We start from the raw sequence: 24,448 nt of genomic DNA, 5'->3' as shown, positions 1-24,448 counted from the left end.
TAGAGAAAATCAGCTAACATATGAATTAAAAGATAATAAGAATCGTGTTGCTGATTTCAGGCAGCGCTTTGTATTCATAGAGGTGAAAAGAATGAATAAAGGACAACGACATATTAAGATTAGGGATTTAATTACGAACAATGATATTGAAACCCAAGATGAACTAGTAGAAGAGTTAAGAAATGCTGGGTTTAACGTCACACAAGCAACGGTTTCAAGAGATATTAAAGAACTACATTTAGTGAAAGTTCCCCTTTTGGATGGAAGATATAAGTACAGTTTACCAGCTGATCAACGCTTTAACCCTTTACAAAAATTAAAGCGTAACTTAATGGATGCATTTGTTCGTCTAGATTCTGCCGGTCATTTACTTGTGATGAAAGTTTTGCCAGGGAATGCAATGGCGATTGGTGTATTGATGGATAACCTAGATTGGGATGAAATATTAGGAACAATTTGTGGCGACGATACTTGCTTAATTATCTGTCGAACACCTGAAGAAGCTGAAGTGATTTCCAAAAGATTTTTAGAAATGCTATAAGCTGGGGTGAAATGTCAGTGTTAAATGAAATATCAATTAGAAACTTTGCTATTATCGAATCAATCACAATTGCCTTTAATAAAGGTCTAACTGTGCTTTCAGGAGAAACAGGAGCAGGAAAATCAATTATTATTGACGCCGTTCACCTGCTTGTTGGTGGCAGGGGTTCTTCAGAGTATGTAAGACATGGTGAAGAGAAAGCTGAGATAGAGGGTTTATTCATATTAGATGATGAACAACATCCGTGTTACAAACGGGCGCAAGAATTTGGTATAGATATCGATGAAGGAATGTTGATTCTGAGACGAGATATATCTAAATCAGGTAAAAGTGTCTGTCGAATAAATGGAAAACTTGTAACCATTTCTATTCTTCGAGAAATTGGTAGTACTCTAATTGACATACATGGTCAACATGAACACCAAGAATTAATGAATGAAAGTTTGCATTTGCCTTTATTAGATCAATTTGGTGGTACCAAAATCGCTAAAAGCAGACAAGAATACGAAGAGGTCTATAGAGAATACGAGCAAACAATGAAAAGAATCAAGACATTAACAGAAAATGAACAGCAAATGGCTCATCGCCTGGATCTTATTCAATTTCAATATGAAGAAATAACAAACGCCAATTTAAAATTGAATGAAGATGATGCACTTTTAGAAGAGCGAAACCGCTTACTTAATTTTGAGAAGATGTATGAAGGCGTAAAAATTAGCTATAATGCCTTGCAAGGAGAACAAAAAGGGCTTGATTGGATTAGTTTAGCTATGAATCACCTTCAACAATCGGCAGAAGTTGATGAAGAGTTAGTTGAGTTGCAAGAAGTTGTTGCCAACAGTTTTTATCAATTAGAGGACACGGTAGCTATTTTAAGGAGTAAATTAGATTTTATGGAATTTGATCCTGTTCGATTGAATGAAATTGAAGAGCGATTAAATGAAATCAATATGCTCAAACGAAAATATGGACCATCAATAGAGGAAATATTGGAATATGTTGCAAAGATTGAGGAAGAAATTGAAACATTAACCAACAAAGAAACTCATATCGAACACTTGCTCAAGCAGGCTAAAGAATTACAAGCTGATTTACTTGTCGAAGGAAAGGAATTGAGTGAATTAAGAAGAAATGCTGCGGAACGATTAACAAAAATGATTCATCGTGAATTAAAAGCACTTTATATGGAAAAGACTGTATTTGAGGTCCATTTTATTACGGATAAAGAAAGCTTTCATAAAAAAGGTATTGATACAGTCGAATTTTACTTATCCACTAACCCAGGAGAACCGTTAAAACCATTATCAAAAATTGCATCAGGTGGTGAACTATCCCGAATTATGCTTGCTTTAAAGAGTATCTTTTCTAAACATCAAGGGGTAACATCTATTATTTTTGATGAAGTTGATACAGGGGTAAGCGGAAGAGTCGCACAAGCTATAGCCGAAAAAATTCATCAAGTAGCGATTGATTCGCAAGTTCTTTGCATTTCCCATTTGCCACAAGTAGCTGCAATGGCAGATACGCATTTATTTATTTCTAAAACACTCAAAGCTGGCCGTACAAAAACAACGGTAAAGCCGTTGGATGACGAGGAAAAGATTAAAGAAATTGGTCGTATGATCTCTGGTGTGGAAATGACTGAACTGACAAGGGAGCATGCGAAGGAATTACTGAGCCTTGCCAAAAATGTAAAAATACCATGAAAAGCTATCCAATGGAGGGTAGCTTTTTTTATTAAGTTGCCAGTTATAATTGCTCTTGAAGCAGGCAAAATTATATATGTAGCCATGAAACAAGAAGCGAGGAGAGTGTTGAAATGACAAGAGATATATTGAGAAAAATAATTGGTGGAATTCTCCTTGTTTCAATCATATGTATAGGATTTTCTAAACCGTTTCAAGAGTATATTCACATTCCTATAAACCTTACCGTATTTGAGGGTGAACAAGTACGATATAATATGGCGGAAACAGTAAATGCAACAACACAAGCACCCGATGGACAATTGGCGGTTGTTCAGGATAAAGAAGTCATTACACTCTCTGCTAATGAACCAGGCAAGAATGAAATGTTTCTTGATTTGGCTGGTTTTCCGATAAAAAAAGTAGATGTGGAAGTTTTAAAGGACTTTAAAGTTATACCGGGTGGGCAATCAATAGGTGTAAAATTGAATACAGTTGGCGTATTGGTGGTCGGACATCACCAAATTAATACAATAAATGGAAAGATGTCACCGGGAGATTTAGCAGGTATTAAAATAGGTGATATTATTACAGAAATAAACGGAACAAAAATTGAAAAAATGTCTGATGTTGCTCCATTTGTACAAGCAGCAGGAGATAGTGGTAAACCCCTAAAAATATCAGTTACTCGTGATGAAGGGAAATTTGAGACAGAATTATTACCATTGAAAGATAAAAATGAACCAAACTTTAAGCTTGGATTATATATACGTGATTCAGCGGCTGGAATAGGCACAATGACTTTTTATCATCCACAATCAAAAAAATATGGTGCTCTTGGTCATGTTATTTCTGATATGGATACAAAAAGGCCAATTGTCGTTGATGATGGTCAAATACTACGGTCGACTGTTACTTCCATTGAAAAGGGGAGTAATGGGAATCCAGGAGAAAAATTAGCACGCTTTAAAGATGAAAAAGAAGTTATAGGCAACATTGATCGAAATAGCCCATTTGGCATTTTTGGAAGGCTTAATCGTGGATTGGCTAACGGGCTAATGGATAAACCAATGCCAATTGCTCTTTCACATCAAGTAAAGGAAGGACCAGCAAAAATTCTAACAGTCGTTGAAAATGATAAAGTTCAACTGTTTGATATCGAAATTGTTAGTACGATCCCGCAAAAATTTCCTGCTACAAAAGGAATGGTCATCAAGGTCACTGACGATGAATTGCTTGAAAAAACTGGGGGTATTGTCCAGGGTATGAGTGGCAGCCCGATAATTCAAAAGGGCAAGGTTATAGGAGCGGTAACACATGTTTTTGTGAATGACCCGACCAGTGGTTATGGTGTGCATATTGAATGGATGTTAAATGAAGCGGGCATTAATATTTACGAAAACCATGAAGAGCGAGCATCTTAAACAAAAAAGCGGTTTTGCCCGCTTTTTTGTTTGTTTAGATATATAAGGTGAATGTGGATTTAAATCATTCAATTTGAAAAAGCATGACTAACATATATATGTTAAAATAAGCAAAGAAACAAAGATTTTTCGACAATGAAGAAGAAAGATATCGATTATAGTCGAAAAATAGAGGAAAACAAAGAAAACTTAAGATTTTATTAGTTTTTTAAAGAAAAATAAAATTTGGTAAAGGATTTTTATCCCCTTTGTCGAAATTGTCACTTAGCAAATAGAGACAAAAAAATAGAAAATAGATTCAACTATGGGTTGAGGAGGAAAAAATTAGTGAAAAAAATCAAAGTATGTGTAGTTGATGACAATCGAGAGCTAGTAGCTTTACTTGAAGAGTATATTTCTTCTCAAGAAGATATGGAAATAGTCGGAGTGGCGCATAATGGACAAGACTGTTTAAATATTCTTGATGAAATCGAAACAGATGTGCTTGTATTAGACATCATTATGCCGCATCTTGATGGACTTGCAGTTCTCGAAAAAATGAGAGAACTTAACTTAAAAACTCTTCCTAGCGTTATTATGTTAACTGCTTTTGGTCAAGAAGACGTGACAAAGAAAGCTGTTGATCTTGGTGCATCTTATTTTATATTGAAACCTTTTGACATGGATAATTTGGCTAGTCATATCCGCCAAGTGAGCGGAAAATCAAGTCCGATGATTCGTAAATCACCTTCTACAACCAATTACCGTTCACAAGCAGAGCCAAAACCCAAAAATCTCGATGCAAGTATTACAAGTATCATACATGAAATTGGTGTGCCTGCTCATATAAAGGGTTACTTATATTTAAGAGAGGCGATTTCAATGGTATATAATGATATTGAGTTACTTGGCTCGATTACAAAAGTTCTGTATCCTGACATTGCCAAAAAGTATAATACAACAGCTAGTAGAGTGGAAAGGGCAATTCGTCATGCAATTGAAGTGGCATGGAGCAGAGGAAATATTGACTCTATCTCTTCTTTATTTGGCTATACAGTCAGCATGACAAAGGCCAAGCCAACAAACTCAGAATTCATTGCAATGGTTGCCGATAAGTTAAGGTTAGAGCATAAGGCTTCTTGAAAAAGCTAGGCGTGTGAACATATCGTCCACACGAATAAACAAAAAAGCGTCAGCATTTTTATTATGCTGACGCTTTTTATGATTCTTTCTTAAAACGGTCTTGCACTTTATTTCTTTTACGATCACGATGCAAAATAAATCCGGCAATAAAGCCAATTCCTAATATAACAAATAATAATCCACACACAAACTGCAAAGGTAAAGATGGGAAAGGGCTTTGTAAAATGCCAAATACCATATCCCTCATTAATTTAATTCCGTATACCGCTAAAACACCGGGAAGTACAAGTATCATTAATGCAATTAGTCTAATCATATTATTCCTTTCTTCCGCTGCTAAAATATTCAATAAACTCATTATATATGATAGGAAACGTTTATTAAAGGGAGATTTCATAGGTGCATCATATGAGAAAAAATATTAACACTAACAGTATAAGATATTTGTCAACAAGAACAATTAAGGTTACATTATAAATGAAAGAAATTGCATAGTAGATTTGAAAGAATATTCAGGGTAAGGTGAAAGTATGCAAAAAGTAATTATCATCGGGGCTGGTCAAGGTGGCTCCTCGATATATCGATTATTGAAAGAAACAGAAATGTTAATAGTAACAGCGGTTGTTGATATTAATCGCGAAGCAAAAGGACTTCAACTTGCGAGTGAAGATGGTGTGCAAATTGGTTATGATTGGCGCCAATTTATTAAAGAACCTGTTGATATTATTATTGAAGTAACAGGAGATGAAGAAGTTAGTAAACAAATTAGATCTTCAATCAAAGAAGAGGTAATTTTTATCCCTGGTAGTGTCGCTTATTTAATGGCCAAACTTTTGTCTCAAAAGGAAGAGCTCATATCCGCACTTTCTAATCAAACATATAAATTCAACCTCATATTTAATACGACCGATAACGGTATGATCGTCATCAATCCTGACGAGGAAATTATACTTTTTAATAAAAGCGCAGAAACGATGACAGGAATAGAAAAGAAACAGGCGATAGGTAAAAAGATCGGAGATGTAATTAGCGGAAGCTTACTGCCGAGAGTGTTGCATTCAAGGAGAGTGGAAACAAACCAAGAGTTTGTTTTAGGTAGTGGGTTGAAAATTATTACTACGAGAATTCCTGTAATCGGTGATAACGGTCAATTAATCGGTGCGGTTTCTATTTTTAAAGACATTACGGAATTAGTTGATTTAGCTGAAGAAATTACTGATTTGAAAAATTTAAAAACAATGCTTCAAGCTATTATACAATCAAGTGATGAAGCGATCTCTGTAGTAGATGAAGATGGGAAGGGGTTAATTATTAACCCGGCCTATTCAAAAATCACTGGATTAGCAGAAGAGGAAGTCATTGGTAAACCGGCAACTGCTGATATCTCAGAAGGTGAAAGTGTTCATATGAAGGTGCTTAAAACACGCAGAGCCATCAGGGGTGTACCAATGCGTGTAGGTCCGAAGAGAAAAGAAGTTGTCGTCAATGTAGCTCCGGTAATTGTAGATGGTATTTTAAAAGGAAGCGTCGGGGTTTTGCATGACGTTTCAGATCTACAAAGTATGAGTCGCGAATTAAACCGCGCGAGACAAATTATTCGAAATTTAGAAGCTAAGTATACTTTTGAAGATATTATTGGTCAGTCTGATGAAATGGCCATTGCAATTGAACAAGCTAAACTTGGAGCAAAAACGCCAGCAACCGTTCTATTGAGAGGTGAATCTGGAACAGGTAAAGAATTATTTGCACATGCCATTCATAATGCAAGTGACCGTAAATATAATAAATTTGTTCGTGTAAACTGTGCTGCCTTATCGGAATCACTACTGGAAAGTGAATTATTTGGTTATGAGGAAGGTGCTTTTTCTGGCGCGAAAAGAGGCGGAAAAAGGGGTTTATTTGAAGAAGCGGATAAAGGAAGTATCTTTTTGGATGAAATTGGCGAGTTAACTGCCAGCACACAGGCTAAACTATTAAGGGTGCTACAAGAAGGAGAGATTACCCGAGTAGGTGGTACAAAGCCTCTTCAGATTAACGTCCGAATTATTGCTGCAACCAATGTTAATCTGGAAAAAGCCATTGCGAACGGCGGATTTAGAGAGGATTTATACTACCGTTTGAATCGAATGCCAATTCATATTCCGTCTTTGAGAAAAAGAAAAGAAGATATCCCTTTACTAGTGGACCGCTTAATTGAAAAAATCAATATTGAATATGGCCGTAATGTAGAAGGTGTAACAGAAGAAGCGATGAAGGTTTTAATGGCATATGATTGGCCAGGTAATGTCCGTGAACTAGATAATATTATTGGAAGAGCGATTATATTTATGGGCTATCAAACACATATTGACAGTGAACATTTATCTACATTAGCGAATAGTGACAGTCCAGTTCTCGTAGATTCTGAAATGCATGCATCTATTCAACAAGGAGAGCCATTAGCAAAGCAACTGGAAGGTTTTGAAAAAGAAATTATTACGAAAGCAATGAAACAAGCGGATGGTAATAAGACACAAGCAGCCAAACATTTAGGGCTATCTGTAAGGAATTTATACTATAAATTGGAAAAATATGAAATTGAAAATAAAAGCATGCAATAATTTGCATGGTTTGCAATAAATTTCACGGTAGATTTTGAGCAATAAAGCGTTTTCATCGCATTTTAATTTTGGCACGGTAATTGCATAATAAAAATATGAGTGCAGCAAAAAAACTTTTTACTTGCACGCACTTTGAAGTAAAGGGGTTGAGACAGATGAAATTGGATTCGCTTATAGAGAAAGCAACCCAATATGAAGGCAATGTAGTTGCAGTTGCCGCAGCAGAAGACGAAGAAGTCTTAGAAGCTGTAGCTGGTGCACTAAAGAAGAACATGGCAAGCTTTCTATTATTCGGTAACTCTGAAAAGATTACGCAAATACTGAATGCAAACCATGCAGATGTCGCTAGTAGCGACCACCTAACAATTATGCATGCTGAAACAGCTGCTTTAGCTGCTGAAATGGCGGTTAAATCTGTCAAAGAAAAAAAAGCAAGCGTACTTATGAAAGGAAATGTTCCTACAGCAGTTATTCTAAAAGCCGTACTTAACAAAGAATATGGCTTGAGAACTGGTAGCGTTCTTTCACATGTTGCTGTTTTTGAAGTTCCTAACTTTGACAAATTTACGATTGTCACTGATGCTGCGATGAACATTGCGCCTGATTTAAGTCAAAAAGCGCAAATAACAGCAAATGCAGTAGGTATTGCTAAGAGTATCGGGGTGGAAATGCCTAAAGTTGCACCAATTGCTGCGGTTGAGGTAGTAAACCCAAATATGCAAGCAACATTAGATGCAGCGGCATTAACGCAAATGAATCAACGTGGTCAAATTAAAGGCTGCATCGTTGATGGACCTTTAGCACTTGATAATGCAGTTTCTATTGAAGCTGCTGAGCATAAAGGTATTACAAGTGATGTTGCTGGACAAGCAGATATCTTACTTGTGCCTACTATTGAAGTTGGAAATGCTTTATACAAATCATTGATCTACTTTGCTCAAGCAAAAGTTGGTGCAGTGATTGCAGGTGCAAAAGCACCAATCGTTTTAACTTCCAGAGCAGACTCAGCAGAGAGTAAATTATATTCACTTGCTTTAGCTATTTGCTCTGCTAAATAATATATTTTCTTTTAAAAACAAGGAGGATTTACAAACATGGAAATTTTTAAATATCTAGAGAAATATGATTACGAACAAGTCGTTATTTGCCAAGATAAAGAATCAGGATTAAAAGCAATCATCGCTATTCATGATACAACTTTAGGACCTGCATTAGGCGGAACACGTATGTGGACTTATGAGTCAGAAGAAGCAGCGATTGAAGATGCTCTTCGTCTTGCGAAAGGTATGACTTATAAAAATGCTGCAGCTGGACTTAACCTTGGTGGCGGTAAAACAGTTATCATCGGTGATCCTAAGAAAGATAAAAATGAAGCATTATTCCGTGCTTTCGGACGATATATTCAAGGTCTTAACGGACGTTATATCACTGCAGAGGATGTTGGTACAACTGTAGCTGATATGGACTTAATTCATGAAGAAACTGATTATGTAACTGGTATTTCTCCAGCATTTGGTTCTTCTGGTAATCCTTCTCCTGTAACTGCTTACGGTGTGTACGTAGGTATGAAAGCAGCAGCAAAAGCAGCATTCGGAACTGACTCTCTTGAAGGTAAAACAATTGCTGTTCAAGGTGTAGGTAATGTTGCATATCACTTATGTAAACACCTTCATGAAGAAGGAGCAAAATTAATCGTAACTGATATTAACAAAGAAGCTGTTCAACGTGCAGTTGATGATTTCGGTGCAGAAGCAGTAGGAATTAATGACATTTATGGTGTTGAATGTGATATCTATGCCCCATGTGCATTAGGTGCAACTGTAAATGATGATACAATTCCACAACTTAAAGCAAAAGTAATCGCAGGTTCTGCTAACAACCAATTAAAAGAAGAACGTCATGGCGATCAAATCCACGAAATGGGTATCGTATACGCTCCTGACTATGTAATCAATGCTGGTGGTGTTATTAACGTTGCTGACGAACTTTATGGTTACAATGCTGAACGTGCAATGAAAAAAGTTGAAGGTCTATACGATACAATTGACCGTATTATGCAAATTTCTAAAGAAGAAAATATCCCAACTTATAAAGCTGCTGACCGTATGGCAGAAGAAAGAATTGCGACAATGAAACAATCTCGCAGCACATTCCTTCAAAATGGTCATCACATCTTAAGCCGCCGTAAGTAATTATGGTTCATATTGAAGTGGCGAGCGCCTTCATAAGGCGCTAGCTATTTCCTTATGTAATTTCAAAAATGGATAAATAATGGAGGGTCTGTTGTGCAAGATCAAATCAAGAGAATGCTCGTCATCAACCCAGGATCTACTTCAACGAAGATCGGTGTTTTCGATAATGATAGTTCTGTGTTTGAAAAAACATTAAGACATGATACAGACGAGATTAAAAAGTTTAAAACAATTTTCGATCAATATGAATTCCGTAAAAACGCTATTTTAGAAACTTTAGACGCTGAAGGAATTAACATTTCAAAACTAAGCGCAGTAGTCGGTCGCGGAGGACTTTTACGCCCAATTCCTGGTGGTACTTATGCGGTTAATAAAGAGATGATTGAGGACTTAAAAGTTGGTTATGCTGGTCAGCACGCATCCAATTTAGGTGGGATTTTGGCTTACGAAATTGCTTCAGGTCTAAATATTCCTTCCTTTATTGTCGATCCGGTTGTTGTTGATGAATTAGCACCGATCGCCCGCGTTACTGGTTTCCCACAAATTGATAAAACAAGCATATTCCATGCATTAAATCAAAAGGCAGTAGCAAGAAGAGTATCAAAAAAATTAGGTAAGAAATACGAAGACTTAAACTTAATTGTTACACATATGGGTGGCGGAGTTTCTGTTGGTGCTCATGAAAAAGGCCGTGTAATTGATGTGAATAATGCACTTCATGGTGAAGGGCCATTCAGTCCTGAACGTGCAGGAACTGTTCCAGCTGGCGACCTTATTGATATGTGCTTCTCTGGTGAATATTACCGTGAAGAAATCATGAGCATGTTAGTTGGTGAAGGTGGACTTGTAGGTTACCTTGGTACGAACGATGCTGTTAAAGTGGAAAAAATGATTGAAGCTGGCGATGAAAAAGCGAAGCTCGTTTACGATGCGATGGGTTACCAAATTGCAAAAGAAATTGGTACTGCAAGTGCGGTATTAAAAGGTAAAGTAGACGCGATCATTTTAACAGGTGGACTAGCTTATGGGAAAGCATTTGTAAATGATATTTCAAGCTATGTTAACTGGATTGCAGATGTCATCATTGAACCTGGTGAAGATGAACTTCAAGCGCTTGCAGAAGGTGCACTTCGTGTTCTTCGTGGCGAAGAAGAAGCTAAGAATTACTCTATTGATGAATTAAATACAACAACAGTTAAGTAAGTAGTAATAGGAGGGTTTATTAATGGCACAAGAATATGATTTAGTCATTCTTGGCGGAGGTACTGGTGGTTATGTAGCTGCTATTCGTGCTTCTCAACTTGGTCTTAAAACAGCGTTAGTAGAAAAAGGAAATCTTGGCGGTACTTGCCTTCATAAAGGTTGTATCCCAAGTAAAGCATTGCTAAGAAGTGCGGAAGTTTTTGCGACTGCTAAGAATAGTGATGAGTTCGGTATTTCTACTGGCGAAGTATCAGTAAACTTTGCAAAAGTGCAAGAGAGAAAAGGCAAAATTGTTGATCAATTGCATAAAGGTGTTCAACACCTTATGAAGCAAGGAAAAATTGATGTATACGACGGTTTTGGACGTATTTTAGGACCATCCATCTTCTCTCCAACAGCAGGAACAATTTCTGTTGAAATGAATAATGGTGATGAGAATGAAATGCTTGTACCTAAAAATGTTATTGTGGCAACAGGTTCTCGTCCAAGAACATTACCTGGTTTAGAAGTTGGCGGAAATGTAATGACTTCTGATGAAGCATTATCGATGGAGGAAATTCCTAAGTCAATTATTATCGTTGGTGGCGGTGTAATCGGTATCGAGTGGGCTTCTATGCTTGCTGATTTCGGTGCAGAAGTAACTGTACTAGAATTTGCTGACCGTATTATCCCTACTGAAGATAAGGATGTAAGTAAGGAAATGCAACGTCTACTGAAAAAACGTGGCGTAAATATCGTTACTAAAGCGAAAGTACTTCCTGAAACATTGAAACAAGATGGCGGTGTAACGGTTTCTGCTGAAGTAAAAGGCGAAACAAAAGAATTCACAGCTGAAAAGCTTCTTGTATCTGTAGGTCGTCAAGCAAATACTGAAGGTATTGGTCTTGAAAATACTGATATTCAAGTAGAAAAAGGAAGCATCGTTGTGAACGAGCATTACCAAACAAAAGAGTCTCATATTTATGCAATTGGTGATGTAATTGGTGGACTTCAACTTGCACATGTTGCTTCACATGAAGGTATTCATGCAGTAGAACATATCGCAGACCAAAATCCAGAGCCAATGGATTATGATCTTATTTCTAAATGTATCTATTCTTCACCAGAAGCTGCAAGTGTAGGTATCACAGAAGATCAAGCGAAGGAACAAGGCTATAAAGTGAAAGTCGGTAAATTCATGTTCCGTGCGATTGGTAAAGCGCTTGTATTCGGTGAGTCTGACGGCTTTGTTAAAATTATTGCTGACGAAGAGACAAATGACATCTTAGGTGTACACATGATTGGACCACATGTGACAGATATGATTTCTGAAGCAGGTCTTGCAAAAGTATTAGATGCTACACCTTGGGAAGTAGCACATACAATTCACCCTCACCCAACTTTATCTGAAGCAATCGGAGAAGCTGCATTAGCAGTAGACGGAAAAGCAATTCACGGATAAGCGTTAGGATTTATTAAAGTGGACTTCTAGATTTTGTTGGAAATCTAGAAGCCTCACTTCATTAAGTGGAGAATATAAGAGCGTTCCACGTTCTTCTATATATATTTAGGAGGTTTTGAAATGGGTAAAACTAAAAATCGTCATAAAGCTTTAGGTTTAAGTGATGAGCAAGTATTAGAAATGTATGAAACCATGCTTTTAGCACGCCGTATTGACGAGCGTATGTGGCTTTTAAACCGTGCAGGTAAAATTCCTTTCGTTATTTCATGTCAAGGACAAGAGGCTGCGCAAGTAGGTGCATCTTTTGCATTAGACAGAGAGAAAGATTATGCCCTTCCATATTATCGTGACATGGGTGTTGTTCTTGCATTCGGTATGACTGCGAAAGAATTAATGTTATCAGCATTCGCTAAAGCGGAAGATCCAAACTCAGGTGGCCGTCAAATGCCAGGTCACTTTGGGCAAAAGAAAAACCGTATCGTAACAGGTTCTTCTCCAGTTACAACACAAGTTCCTCACGCAGTAGGTATTGCACTTGCTGGGAAAATGGAAAATAAAGATCTTTGTACATTTGTTACTTTCGGTGAAGGTTCTTCTAACCAAGGAGATTTCCACGAAGGAGCAAACTTTGCAGGTGTTCATAAATTACCAGTTATTTTCATGTGTGAAAATAATAAGTATGCGATCTCTGTACCAATTGAAAAACAATTGGCATGTGAGAAAGTATCAGATCGTGCAATCGGTTACGGTATGCCTGGTGTAACTGTAGATGGTAACGATCCATTAGCAGTGTACCAAGCAGTTAAAGAAGCAGCTGATCGTGGACGTAAAGGTGAAGGTCCTACATTAGTTGAAACAGTTTCTTATCGTTTAACTCCACACTCTTCTGATGATGATGATCGCAGCTACCGTGATCGTGAAGAAGTAGATGCAGCGAAAGAAAAAGATTCGATTATTACTTTTGCAGCCTACTTAAAAGAAATTGGTCTTTTCGATGATGAAAAAGAAAAAGAAATGAACGATCGTATTATGAAAATCGTGAATGAAGCAACTGATTATGCTGAAAATGCACCATATGCAGATGCAGAAGATGCATTGAAATATGTGTACGCAGAATAAGTAGGGGGGAATAACACATGGCAGTAATGTCTTATATTGACGCGATCACTTTAGCGATGCGCGAAGAAATGGAAAGAGACCCAAAAGTATTTGTACTAGGAGAAGACGTTGGTCGTAAAGGTGGAGTTTTCAGAGCGACAAACGGCTTATATGAAAAATTTGGTGAAGACCGTGTGCTAGATACACCACTTGCAGAATCTGCAATCGCTGGTGTTGGTGTTGGTGCGGCAATGTACGGTATGCGTCCTATCGCAGAAATGCAATTTGCTGATTTCATCATGCCTGCTGTCAACCAAATTATTTCAGAAGCAGCAAAAGTTCGTTACCGTTCAAATAACGACTGGAGTGCTCCAATGGTTATTCGTGCACCATATGGTGGCGGTGTCCATGGTGCCCTTTATCACTCTCAATCAGTAGAAGCTGTATTTGCAAACCAACCAGGTTTAAAAATTGTTATGCCTTCTACACCATACGACGCAAAAGGACTTTTAAAAGCAGCGATTCGTGATGACGATCCTGTTATGTTCTTCGAGCATAAACGTGCTTACCGTTTAATTAAAGGTGAAGTACCTGAAGATGATTATGTACTTCCAATTGGTAAAGCTGACGTTAAACGTGAAGGTGAAGATATTACAATCATCACTTACGGATTATGCGTACACTTTGCTCTTCAAGCAGCAGAAAAACTAGCGAAAGATGGTATCTCTGCTCATATTTTAGACTTACGTACGGTTTATCCATTAGATAAAGAAGCGATTATCGAAGCAGCTTCTAAAACGGGTAAAGTCCTTCTTCTTACAGAAGATACAAAAGAAGGAAGCATTATGGGTGAAGTAGGATCGATTATTGCTGAGAACTGCCTATTTGACTTAGATGCACCAATTATGCGCCTTGCAGGTCCAGATGTACCAGCAATGCCATATGCACCAACAATGGAGAAATTCTTCATGGTTAACCCGGATAAAGTAGAAAAAGCAATGAGAGAATTAGCTGAATATTAATCAAAAGTGGCAATGAGAGCGGAAATCCGACTCTTTTTGCCACATTCCAAATAGATGTTGATAAGTAATAAGGAGGTCACTTTAATAATGGCTATCGAACAAATAAAAATGCCTCAATTAGGTGAAAGTGTAACAGAAGGTACAATTAGTAAATGGTTAGTATCTGTTGGAGATAAAGTAAATAAGTACGATCCACTTGCAGAAGTAATGACTGATAAAGTAAATGCTGAGGTTCCTTCATCTTTTGATGGAGTAATTAAAGAGCTAATTGCCGAAGAAGACGGCACATATGAAGTAGGAGAAGTCATTTTAACAATTGAAACTGAAGGTGGCGGAAGCAGCGAGCCCCAAGCTTCTGAAGAAACTTCTGCACCAGCAAAAGAAGAAGCGCCAAAATCAGAAAGCAAATCAGTCGCTTCTACACCTGCAGCAGATGCACCTAAAGGTGGACGTTATTCTCCAGCTGTACTTAAGCTTTCTCAAGAGCATGGCATTGACCTTAGCCAAGTAGCTGGTACTGGAGCAGGCGGAAGAATCACACGTAAAGATTTAAACAAAATTATTGAGTCTGGTAATATTCCAACTGCTGATAATGCACCAAAAGCAGAAGCACCAGCAAAAGCAGAAGCACCTAAGCAAGAAGCACCAAAAGCGGCAGCTTCTAAACCAGCAAAAGCAGCAGGCACAAATGTACCAGTTGTACCAGGAGATGAAGAAATTCCTGTGACTGGTGTACGTAAAGCAATTGCAGCTAACATGCTTAAGAGCAAACATGAGGCTCCTCATGGTTGGACAATGATGGAAGTAGACGTAACAAATCTTGTTGAGTATCGTAACTCAATTAAAGGTGAGTTCAAGAAGAAAGAAGGCTTCAACCTTACATTCTTTGCTTTCTTCGTAAAAGCAGTTGCGCAAGCACTTAAAGAATATCCACAAATCAACTCTATGTGGGCTGGCGACAAAATTGTACGTAAAAAAGACATCAACTTGAATATTGCAGTAGCAACTCAAGACGCTCTTTATACACCAGTTATCAAAAATGCTGATGAAAAAACAATCAAAGGTATTGCGCGTGAAATCGGTGAGTTAGCTGGTAAAGTACGTGCTGGTAAATTAACAGGTGCTGATATGTCTGGTGGTACATTCACTGTAAATAACACTGGTTCATTCGGTTCTGTTCAATCAATGGGCATCATCAACCACCCTCAAGCAGCGATTCTTCAAGTAGAATCTATTGTGAAGCGTCCAGTTGTTATGGACAACGGTATGATTGCTGTTCGTGACATGGTTAACCTTTGTATGTCACTTGACCACCGTGTACTAGACGGATTAGTATGTGGTCAATTCATGCAACGTGTAAGAGAAATTCTTGAAAATACTTCTAAAGAAAATACATCTGTATACTAAGAAGTGATCGTAAAAAAAGAGAGGCCATTCGCCTCTCTTTTTTTTATGAAAATAAATATCAAGTTTCAAGAAACACAATAAATTACCCCATAAATAAAGTATTTCTAGATGATAAATTGATGGAATTCTACAAAAGATTGCAGCTTTTTCCTATCTATACTACAATAAAATTAAGATTTATTAGAATTTTATTAATGTTTTGATCGCTATGATGAGGGGAGGTCCTGTCTTTTTAGACAGATATTTTATGAATTTAAATAAAATGAAAAATGAGACATTTACAAAGCCGACTTTACGCGATTGGCAGGAGAAAGCAGAGGAATCATTAAAGGGTGGGTCCATCGATCGTTTATCAACAGTCACTTATGAAGGGATTAAATTGAAACCGCTTTATTCACGAGAAGATTTACCATCACCTATCCAAAATCCACTTCCAGGAAGTTCAGACTTTCGTCGAGGATATACCTCTTCAGGATATTTTGAAGAACCATGGAACGTCTCGCAACGGCTTTCTTCTACATCGGCAAAAGAAATGAAAAAACAATTATTAGAAGAATTAAATAAAGGGCAATCAGCCATTTCATTTAACCCTGATCTTTACAAGCTTTCAGAAGTAGCAGCGATTGTTGAAGGCTTAGAAGAATATCCATTTTGTTTAATGACGGAAAATTCTTCACTAGATTTATACAAAACGATTGGTCAGCAAAATTCGAAGGGGTTTATTGGGAAAGATCCGTTAGCCAGTTTAATGAATAATAGTAAAGGTTACGATAATGATTGGTTAGAAGCAATTGTACATGCGAAAAAGTCCTCACCTAAGCTAAAAACCATTTTAATTCATACGACCATATATCATGAACTAGGTGCAAATGCTATTCAAGAACTGGCAATTGCCATTGCTTCTGCTGTTTCTCATATTGAGCGCTTGCTCAGCGAAGACTTCTCTATAGAAGAAATAGTAGATAAGGTCGTATTTCATTTTTCCATTGGCGCTCAGTTTTTTACGGAAATCAGTAAATTAAGAGCGGCAAAAATCCTATGGTCTAAAGTTTTAGAAGCATACGGACTAAATGAGAAGCTAATGAACATGACCATTTCTGCTCAAACTTCACCATTTACAAAAACATTGTACGACCCCTATGTCAATCTTTTACGGGCAGGGAATGAGGCCTTTGCAGCCATACTAGGTGGGATCAATTATTTACACGTGTCACCATTTGATGAACCTAGTGAAGCCTCCTCTTTTACTGCGAATCGAATTGCTCGAAATACCCAATTGATTTTAAGGGAAGAAGCGCATCTAAATAAAGTCATTGATCCGGCAGGAGGGTCTTATTATATTGAATCAATCACGAATCAAATTGCTGAAAGAGCTTGGGATTTATTTTTAGCAATAGAAGATCAAGGTGGTATGGAAGTTGCCATAGAGACAGGTTGGATTCAAGAACAGATTACGCAAGTGCAAAAAAAGCGGTTAGCTGATATTTATACGCGAAAGCAAAGTATTGTTGGCACGAACAAATATGCGAATTTAGATGAATCACCGCTGCAGAATGCAGTGACCCTAGGCAACCGTTTATCCATTCCATATGAAAAGCTGCGCTATCAAGTAGAAATGATGAAGGCGAGTAGCGTTGATATTCAGGTGGGCTTATTATGTCTTGGAGATTTAAAAAAGCATAAGCCGCGTATGGATTTTGTAACCGGCTTTTTAGCTCCAGGTGGTATTCGTTCTCATTTTATACCAATTATGCATACAGAGAACCTAAAGGAACAAATAGAAAATAATCCTTTATCTCATTACGTGATTTGTGGTGCAAACGATCAATATGATGATGATCTTTTAACTGCTGTGAAGTTAGTAATGACAGAGAAACAAAGCATATTTAAACTATATTTGGCTGGTCATCCTACAGTAGAGGAACAAAAATGTTGGAAAGAGGCGGGCATCACCGAGTTCCTCCATATGAAAAGTGATTGCTACCATATACTAAGCACTATTGTGGAAGATTGGGAGGGTGAAGTGAAATGACCAAACCTGATTTTACGAAAGTGAAATTATTTGATGAGGGTGACAAAGCGCAACATCCTGATAAAATCCATCATGATGTGTTTGAAACAAATGAAAGTATAAATATTAAATCAATTTATTCCCATAATGATCTAACGTCGATGGAACATCTTGATGATATGCCAGGAATCGCACCTTACACACGAGGTCCATATCCAACGATGTATGTTAATCGACCTTGGACTGTTAGGCAATATGCTGGGTTTTCAACAGCGGAAGAAAGTAATGCGTTCTATCGTCGTAATTTAGCGATGGGGCAAAAAGGACTTTCAGTCGCTTTCGATCTTGCTACACATCGTGGCTATGATTCCGATCATCCGCGAGTGGTTGGCGATGTCGGAAAAGCAGGCGTAGCCATTGATAGTATTTTAGATATGAAAATATTGTTTGATGGCATTCCTTTAGACCAAATGTCAGTCTCCATGACAATGAATGGAGCAGTTTTACCGATTATGGCGTTCTATATTGTCACGGCTGAAGAGCAGGGAGTGAGCCAGGAAAAGCTTGCGGGGACGATTCAAAACGATATCCTTAAAGAGTATATGGTGAGAAACACCTATATTTACCCACCCGATATGTCAATGAAAATCATTGCAGACATATTTGAGTATACGTCACATTATATGCCTAAATTTAATAGTATCAGTATATCTGGTTATCACATGCAAGAAGCAGGTGCGCCGGCAGATATAGAATTAGCATACACGCTCGCAGATGGACTTGAATATGTGCGTACAGGGATGAAAGCAGGGATTGATATCGATTCTTTTGCTCCTAGATTGTCCTTTTTTTGGGCAATTGGGATGAACTATTTTATGGAAGTGGCAAAGATGAGAGCGGCTAGACTTATATGGGCAAAGATGATGAAAAACTTTGCACCAAAAAATCCGAAATCGATGGCGTTAAGAACACACTCGCAAACTTCCGGTTGGAGTTTAACAGAACAAGATCCATACAATAATGTGACAAGAACTTTGATAGAAGCGCATGCAGCAGCGATGGGACATACACAGTCACTACACACAAATGCACTAGATGAAGCGATTGCCTTACCAACCGATTTCTCAGCAAGGATTGCGCGCAATACACAGTTATTTTTACAAGAGGAAACAGGCATAACCAATGTAATCGATCCTTGGGGCGGTTCTTATTATGTAGAAAGTCTAACAAATGAGTTGGTAGAGAAAGCTTGGGCGCATATTGAGGAAATTGAAGAACTTGGCGGAATGGCTAAAGCGATTGAAACAGGATTACCAAAAATGAGGATTGAGGAGGCGGCTGCAAGAAGGCAAGCACAGATAGATTCGAATAAAGAAACAATCATTGGTGTAAATAAATACCGGCTTGAGCAGGAGGAGCCTCTAGATATTCTAAATATTGATAATACTGCAGTGCGGTTAAAGCAAATAGAACGCTTAGAGCATTTAAGAGCGACAAGAGATGAAGATAAGGTGAAAGAAGCGCTTGCAGCTATTACGAGAGCAGCTGAGACAGGTGAAGGGAATCTTTTAGCTTTATCCGTTCAGGCGGCACGAGTGCGGGCATCTTTAGGAGAAATTTCTGATAGTATTGAATTGGTAGCTAAACGACATAAAGCGATGATTCGCTCTATTAGTGGTGTATATAGCTCCCATTTTTCTAATGAAGAGGAAATTAATGAAGTAAAGGCAATGGCTGATGAATTTTTAGAAAATGAGGGGAGAAGACCTCGTATTTTAATTGCTAAAATGGGACAGGATGGACATGATAGAGGAGCGAAAGTCATTTCTACAGCCTTTGCAGATTTAGGGTTTGATGTGGACATTGGACCACTTTTTCAAACGCCAGAGGAAACAGCGATTCAAGCAGTCGAAAATGACGTGCATGTGGTTGGGTTTAGTTCTCTTGCTGCTGGTCATAAAACATTGTTACCACAATTAGTGGCTGAGTTAAAAAAGCTAGGGCGTGAAGATATTTTAGTTGTCGTAGGAGGCGTAATTCCACCGCAAGATTATGAGTATTTGCTTGCTAATGGTGCATCAGCTATCTTTGGACCAGGAACAGTGATTCCAGTGGCTGCGCAAAAGGTAATAAGAGAGATTTATCATCGTTTAGGCTATGAGGAAGTGACGAATTAATATGGACACATATAAGAAGCGTGGAAGGCCGTCTAATGAAGCTTTTACAGATTCTGTTCAGGCTGGTGACTTCTCATCCAGTTTTTCGTCTCTGACAAGAGGAAGTAACTTTAAAAAGAAAAAAGAAACCTCTCCACCCATTGATGAACTGGAAAAAGGCTTATTAGAAGGTAACCGAAGTGCACTTGCTCGTGCCATTACTTTAATAGAGAGTAATGCTGAGCATCATTTTCAAGGAGCTCAAGAGTTATTGCATAGAGTTTTACCACATGCGAATCAATCTATTCGTATTGGCATTACTGGGGTGCCTGGTGCAGGGAAAAGTACTTTTATAGAATCTTTTGGTTCGTATTTATGTAATGAGTTAGGGGCAAAAGTAGCTGTTTTGGCTGTTGATCCTAGTTCAAAATTAAGTGGTGGTAGTATTCTTGGTGATAAAACGAGAATGGAGCAACTCGCCAGAAATCCTCTCGCATTTATCCGTCCATCACCAACATCAGGAAAACTAGGTGGTGTCCATCGCAAAACAAGAGAAACGATGATCTTATGTGAAGCGGCTGGTTTTGATGTCATCTTAGTGGAAACGGTCGGTGTTGGTCAAAGCGAAGTGATTGTACGTGATATGGTTGATTTCTTCATGCTCCTTGTTTTAACTGGAGCTGGTGACGAACTGCAAGGAATGAAAAAAGGAATTATGGAGTTAGCAGACACGATTATCGTTAATAAAGCAGATGGGGAAAATAAACATGCAGCCAAAAAAACGAAAGCTGAATATGAAAAGATTCTTCATTTCCTTCAACCTGCAACGAAAGGATGGCCATCTAGGGCTTATGTTTGTTCTTCCCTTTATGAAGAAGGTATAAAAGAAGTGTGGGAAGTAATTCAACAATTTATTGCCAATACACAAACTTCTGGTGTCTTCGAGCAGAGAAGAAGAGAACAAGCGAAAGAATGGATTTATTCCATGATCACAGATCAACTTCATTATCGTTTTTTTGGTTCACCTGTCGTGAAAGAAATGCTGCCTAAAATTGAAAATGATGTGATTGCAGGTAACCGAACCGTAACAGCGGTTGTCGAGGAACTTTTTAGGCGGTATACAAGAGAATAAAAAAAGCTGCCCCTTCACCGTGATAGGGGCAGTTCTAGTATATAAAAGCCTGCTTTACTAGCAGGAACACCCAGGGGGAGGGTTATATATTGTATGTTACCCCAAAGTTTTTCTTTTAAAACTAAAAGATAAAAGTTTCTATACTGTAAAAAAACTCACGACCTTGGTATGATATAATTATACGTAAACGAATAAAACGTATAAGGACACTTTGATCCTAATTATTCTTTAGGGGGAATGAAATCATGAGTATGGATTTTAATTTGTTTATGAATGATGTTGTGCAACAAGCTCGTAAAGAAATCGTTCATGCAGGATATACAGAGTTAAGAACAGCAGACGATGTGAAACAAGCATTAGATAAAAAAGGAACAACGCTCGTAATGGTTAACTCTGTTTGTGGGTGTGCAGGGGGAATTGCTCGTCCTGCTGCAGCACACTCTATTCATTATGATAAGCGCCCTGATCATTTAGTAACAGTATTTGCTGGTCAGGATAAAGAAGCAACTGCTGAAGCACGTTCATATTTCACAGGTTTTCCACCATCTTCACCTTCCTTTGCTTTGTTAAAAGATGGAGAAATTATTACGATGGTTGAACGCCATGATATTGAGGGACACGATCCAATGGCAGTTGTTCAAAAGCTTCAAGCATCATTCGAAGAACATTGTGAAGAAGTATAATATCATAATTTTATCATGGAAAGAATAGCCGTTCCGTACGGTTATTCTTTTTTTGCATTTAACACTTCTACCATTTTTTAATAGAGAATTGAAAACTAGTAAACTTTTTCTTTTCATATACAATTCCTTCCTTTATACTGAAAATTAGTTAGAAAAATCAAAAAAATATTATAAAAATATAATTATGCAAATATATCATTGCATATTCATGTGAATGTGTTAAAATACATCTAGATGAATAAATATTAATTGATTAAAAACGAAATTTATTTTCATACTATATAATTTTTAGGAGGAAAGATTGTGAAGAAACAATGGATACTTTTAAGTGCGTTATTGGTATTAATTGCAGGATTTTTAGCTGCATGTGGATCAAGTGAAGAAGCGGGTGGCGATAACGATAAAAAAACATTAGTAATGGGTACGTCAGCTGATTATCCACCATTTGAATATATCGATACAGCACAAGGAGAGGAAATTATTGGGATTGATGCTGATATCGCAAAAGCAGTGACTGAAAAGCTAGGATACAATTTAGAAATTAAAGATATGGATTTTGGTGGACTGATTCAAGCACTTAACTCCGAACAAGTTGATTTTGTTGCATCAGCCATGTCTGCAACGGATGAAAGAAAAGAGAATGTTGACTTTACTGAAATCTACTATACTTCTAAACATATGATTATCTCTAAAGAAGGTAGCGGTATTGAAACAGCTGAAGATTTAGAAGGAAAAACAGTTGGTGTACAATTAGGTTCTATTCAAGAGACAAAAGCAAATGATTTAGCTGAAGGGATAGATATGAAGGTTGAAAGCCGTAATCGTATTCCTGAGATCATTCAAGAGATTAAAGCAGGTCGCTTTGAAGCAGCCATTATTGAAGATACAGTTGCACAAGGCTTTCTTGAAAAAGAGAAAGATTTAGCTGGTGTAACGATTGAGGATGCTGACGGCGGCTATGCGATTGCTTTACCAAAAGGTAGTGAGCTAACAGAAGAATTTAATAAAGCCTTACAAGAAATGATTGATAACGGGGAAATCGAGGACATTATCACAAAGTGGTTCTCTGAGCAGTAAACCCAAATCAACGTTCAGAAGGGAAAAAACCTTCTGGGCGTTTTTTCCCTTCAATGGGTGGATCAAATGAATTTCAAATATTAATTACTGAGAGGAATGGCAATATATGAATTTAGATTTTACCTCTGTCCTCCCTTCTCTACCTTTCATTTTACAAGGGCTCGGTGTCACACTACAGATTGTTTGTTTAGCGGGTATTTTAGGGTTTTTATTAGGAATTATCCTTTCTTTATGTAAGATTAGTAAAATTAAGCTATTAAATTGGTTAGCGAATGCTTATACTTCCGTTTTTAGAGGTACGCCATTAATTTTACAATTGATGATTATTTATTTTGGCTCACCACAAGTACTAGGCTTTCAAATAGAGGGTGTAACAGCAGCCATTATCGGATTTGCATTGAACTCGGCCGCTTATATTTCTGAGATTATTCGTGCAGGCATACAAGCAATTGATAAAGGACAGCAAGAAGCGGCAATGGCTTTAGGCGTTCCGTATCGTCCGACAATGGTAAATATTATTCTCCCACAAGCAATGAAGAATATTTTACCTGCGCTTATGAATGAATTCATTACATTAACGAAAGAATCTGCTCTTGTGACGACAATTGGGGTAATGGATGTGATGAGACGAGCGTATCAAGTAGGAGCGAATCAGTATCAATTTATGGAACCACTCCTTCTTGCCGGAATTATTTACTATATCTTAGTAACGATACTCACATTCTTAGGCAAACTAGTTGAAGGGCGGTTGAGATCCAGTGATTAAAGTGGAAAAATTGCATAAATCCTTCGGGAAGAATGAAGTGCTAAAAGGTATTTCAACACAGATAAATAATGGTGAAGTTGTTGCTATTATTGGTCCATCCGGTTCAGGTAAATCCACTTTTTTGCGTTGTATTAATAAATTGGAAGAGCCAACAAACGGGAAGATATGGATTAAAGATGCGGATATTACCGATCGACAAACAGATATATTAAAAGTCCGACAAAATGTAGGGATGGTGTTTCAGCATTTCCACTTATTCCCTCATATGACCGTGTTGGAGAATTTAACTTATGCACCATTAAAGGTAAAAAAAATAACAAAATCAGAAGCGGAAAATAACGCTATGAAATTACTAGAAAAAGTCGGATTAGCTATAAAAGCACAGGAATATCCTAACAAATTATCAGGGGGTCAAAAGCAGCGGGTAGCGATTGCTCGCGCACTTGCGATGAATCCAGAAATTATGCTATTTGATGAACCAACCTCAGCACTTGATCCTGAAATGGTAAAAGAAGTGTTAGATGTAATGAAAACACTCGCACATTCAGGTATGACAATGGCTATTGTTACCCATGAAATGGGGTTTGCGCGTGAGGTGGCGGATCGAGTATTATTTCTAGATGGTGGCGTGCTAGTAGAAGATGCCCCGCCTAACGAATTCTTTTCCAACCCTAAGTCTTCGCGTGCGCAAGATTTCTTACAAAAAGTATTATAAAAGCGGAAAAAGATGGTCAAACTGATCATCTTTTTTTCATTATTGAAAAGTGAATACTGTATAATAATAAAACATAGCATTGTATGAGGGATGAGAGGACAATCTCTGTTAAATGAATGGTTGATATGTTATAATCATATATTTTGTAGGGAATGGTTATGAAGGATGTTGAA

At 37.6% G+C, this 24,448-nt stretch carries 20 protein-coding genes; 19 read left to right on the top strand and 1 reads right to left on the bottom strand.

Annotated features, from left to right (window positions below; genetic code table 11):
- Nucleotides 1–91 precede the first annotated feature (91 nt).
- From argR to spo0A, 4 genes are all read left to right on the top strand, one after another.
- Nucleotides 92–541, top strand: a complete 450-nt coding sequence (argR, locus tag MKX67_RS15385; RefSeq protein WP_095372619.1) for a transcriptional regulator ArgR — start codon at nucleotides 92–94, stop codon at nucleotides 539–541.
- Nucleotides 542–558: 17 nt separating this feature from the next.
- On the top strand, nucleotides 559–2,247 hold the full coding sequence (recN, locus tag MKX67_RS15380; RefSeq protein ID WP_095372620.1) for a DNA repair protein RecN: 1,689 nt from the start codon (nucleotides 559–561) through the stop codon (nucleotides 2,245–2,247).
- Nucleotides 2,248–2,360: 113 nt separating this feature from the next.
- Entirely contained in the window at nucleotides 2,361–3,650 is a 1,290-nt protein-coding gene (gene spoIVB, locus MKX67_RS15375) for a SpoIVB peptidase (protein ID WP_095372621.1), read from the top strand.
- A 327-nt stretch (nucleotides 3,651–3,977) separates the two neighbouring features.
- Entirely contained in the window at nucleotides 3,978–4,772 is a 795-nt protein-coding gene (gene spo0A / locus MKX67_RS15370; RefSeq protein WP_095372622.1) for a sporulation transcription factor Spo0A, read from the top strand.
- Nucleotides 4,773–4,848: 76 nt separating this feature from the next.
- On the opposite strand, the gene MKX67_RS15365 is transcribed toward spo0A, so the two are convergent.
- Nucleotides 4,849–5,088, bottom strand: a complete 240-nt coding sequence (locus MKX67_RS15365; protein ID WP_095373649.1) for a DUF2627 domain-containing protein — start codon at nucleotides 5,086–5,088, stop codon at nucleotides 4,849–4,851.
- A gap of 214 nt (nucleotides 5,089–5,302) precedes the next feature.
- On the opposite strand from MKX67_RS15365, the gene MKX67_RS15360 reads away from it, so the two are divergent.
- The 15 genes from MKX67_RS15360 to MKX67_RS15290 all read left to right on the top strand — a co-directional run bounded on the left by MKX67_RS15360 (nucleotide 5,303) and on the right by MKX67_RS15290 (nucleotide 24,275).
- Nucleotides 5,303–7,372 carry a sigma-54-dependent Fis family transcriptional regulator gene (locus MKX67_RS15360; RefSeq protein ID WP_342488428.1) on the top strand — a complete coding sequence of 690 codons (2,070 nt, stop codon included), beginning with the start codon at nucleotides 5,303–5,305 and terminating at the stop codon, nucleotides 7,370–7,372.
- A 155-nt stretch (nucleotides 7,373–7,527) separates the two neighbouring features.
- Nucleotides 7,528–8,430 (top strand): phosphate butyryltransferase, encoded by a 903-nt coding sequence (yqiS, locus tag MKX67_RS15355; protein WP_233435223.1) that lies wholly within the window; start codon nucleotides 7,528–7,530, stop codon nucleotides 8,428–8,430.
- Between the two features lie 36 nt (nucleotides 8,431–8,466).
- Nucleotides 8,467–9,564 (top strand): branched-chain amino acid dehydrogenase, encoded by a 1,098-nt coding sequence (bcd, locus tag MKX67_RS15350; RefSeq protein ID WP_095372644.1) that lies wholly within the window; start codon nucleotides 8,467–8,469, stop codon nucleotides 9,562–9,564.
- A gap of 93 nt (nucleotides 9,565–9,657) precedes the next feature.
- Nucleotides 9,658–10,767, top strand: coding sequence for a butyrate kinase (gene buk, locus MKX67_RS15345; RefSeq protein ID WP_095372645.1), 1,110 nt, complete (start codon nucleotides 9,658–9,660; stop codon nucleotides 10,765–10,767).
- Between the two features lie 22 nt (nucleotides 10,768–10,789).
- A complete protein-coding gene (gene lpdA, locus MKX67_RS15340) occupies nucleotides 10,790–12,208 on the top strand; it encodes a dihydrolipoyl dehydrogenase (protein ID WP_095372646.1) in 1,419 nt (472 codons plus the stop codon).
- A 120-nt stretch (nucleotides 12,209–12,328) separates the two neighbouring features.
- On the top strand, nucleotides 12,329–13,327 hold the full coding sequence (locus MKX67_RS15335; RefSeq protein ID WP_095372647.1) for a thiamine pyrophosphate-dependent dehydrogenase E1 component subunit alpha: 999 nt from the start codon (nucleotides 12,329–12,331) through the stop codon (nucleotides 13,325–13,327).
- Between the two features lie 17 nt (nucleotides 13,328–13,344).
- Nucleotides 13,345–14,328, top strand: coding sequence for an alpha-ketoacid dehydrogenase subunit beta (locus MKX67_RS15330; protein ID WP_095372648.1), 984 nt, complete (start codon nucleotides 13,345–13,347; stop codon nucleotides 14,326–14,328).
- An 87-nt stretch (nucleotides 14,329–14,415) separates the two neighbouring features.
- Nucleotides 14,416–15,735: a dihydrolipoamide acetyltransferase family protein gene (locus MKX67_RS15325; RefSeq protein ID WP_095372649.1), complete on the top strand. Its 1,320-nt coding sequence runs from the start codon at nucleotides 14,416–14,418 to the stop codon at nucleotides 15,733–15,735.
- A 262-nt stretch (nucleotides 15,736–15,997) separates the two neighbouring features.
- Nucleotides 15,998–17,767, top strand: coding sequence for a methylmalonyl-CoA mutase subunit beta (locus MKX67_RS15320; RefSeq protein WP_342488427.1), 1,770 nt, complete (start codon nucleotides 15,998–16,000; stop codon nucleotides 17,765–17,767).
- Nucleotides 17,764–19,923, top strand: coding sequence for a methylmalonyl-CoA mutase (gene scpA / locus MKX67_RS15315; RefSeq protein ID WP_307312954.1), 2,160 nt, complete (start codon nucleotides 17,764–17,766; stop codon nucleotides 19,921–19,923). Before MKX67_RS15320 ends, scpA begins: the two co-directional genes overlap by 4 nt.
- A gap of 1 nt (nucleotide 19,924) precedes the next feature.
- Complete coding sequence (gene meaB, locus MKX67_RS15310) at nucleotides 19,925–21,034, top strand: methylmalonyl Co-A mutase-associated GTPase MeaB (protein ID WP_095372652.1); 1,110 nt, start codon at nucleotides 19,925–19,927, stop codon at nucleotides 21,032–21,034.
- Nucleotides 21,035–21,279: 245 nt separating this feature from the next.
- The gene (locus tag MKX67_RS15305) at nucleotides 21,280–21,717 is read left to right on the top strand and encodes a BrxA/BrxB family bacilliredoxin (RefSeq protein WP_307312956.1); all 438 of its coding nucleotides are present in this window, start codon (nucleotides 21,280–21,282) and stop codon (nucleotides 21,715–21,717) included.
- A gap of 303 nt (nucleotides 21,718–22,020) precedes the next feature.
- Nucleotides 22,021–22,794 carry a transporter substrate-binding domain-containing protein gene (locus MKX67_RS15300; RefSeq protein WP_095372654.1) on the top strand — a complete coding sequence of 258 codons (774 nt, stop codon included), beginning with the start codon at nucleotides 22,021–22,023 and terminating at the stop codon, nucleotides 22,792–22,794.
- A gap of 106 nt (nucleotides 22,795–22,900) precedes the next feature.
- The gene (locus MKX67_RS15295; protein WP_095372655.1) at nucleotides 22,901–23,560 is read left to right on the top strand and encodes an amino acid ABC transporter permease; all 660 of its coding nucleotides are present in this window, start codon (nucleotides 22,901–22,903) and stop codon (nucleotides 23,558–23,560) included.
- Nucleotides 23,553–24,275, top strand: a complete 723-nt coding sequence (locus tag MKX67_RS15290; RefSeq protein WP_095372656.1) for an amino acid ABC transporter ATP-binding protein — start codon at nucleotides 23,553–23,555, stop codon at nucleotides 24,273–24,275. Before MKX67_RS15295 ends, MKX67_RS15290 begins: the two co-directional genes overlap by 8 nt.
- Nucleotides 24,276–24,448: the final 173 nt, after the last annotated feature.

The organism is Cytobacillus sp. FSL W7-1323 (genome assembly GCF_038595015.1).
In the GTDB taxonomy this organism is placed as follows: domain Bacteria; phylum Bacillota; class Bacilli; order Bacillales; family Cytobacillaceae; genus Cytobacillus; species Cytobacillus kochii.
Note: the sequence above shows the minus strand (reverse complement) of the source record. Positions and strands in the feature narration are given on the sequence as shown.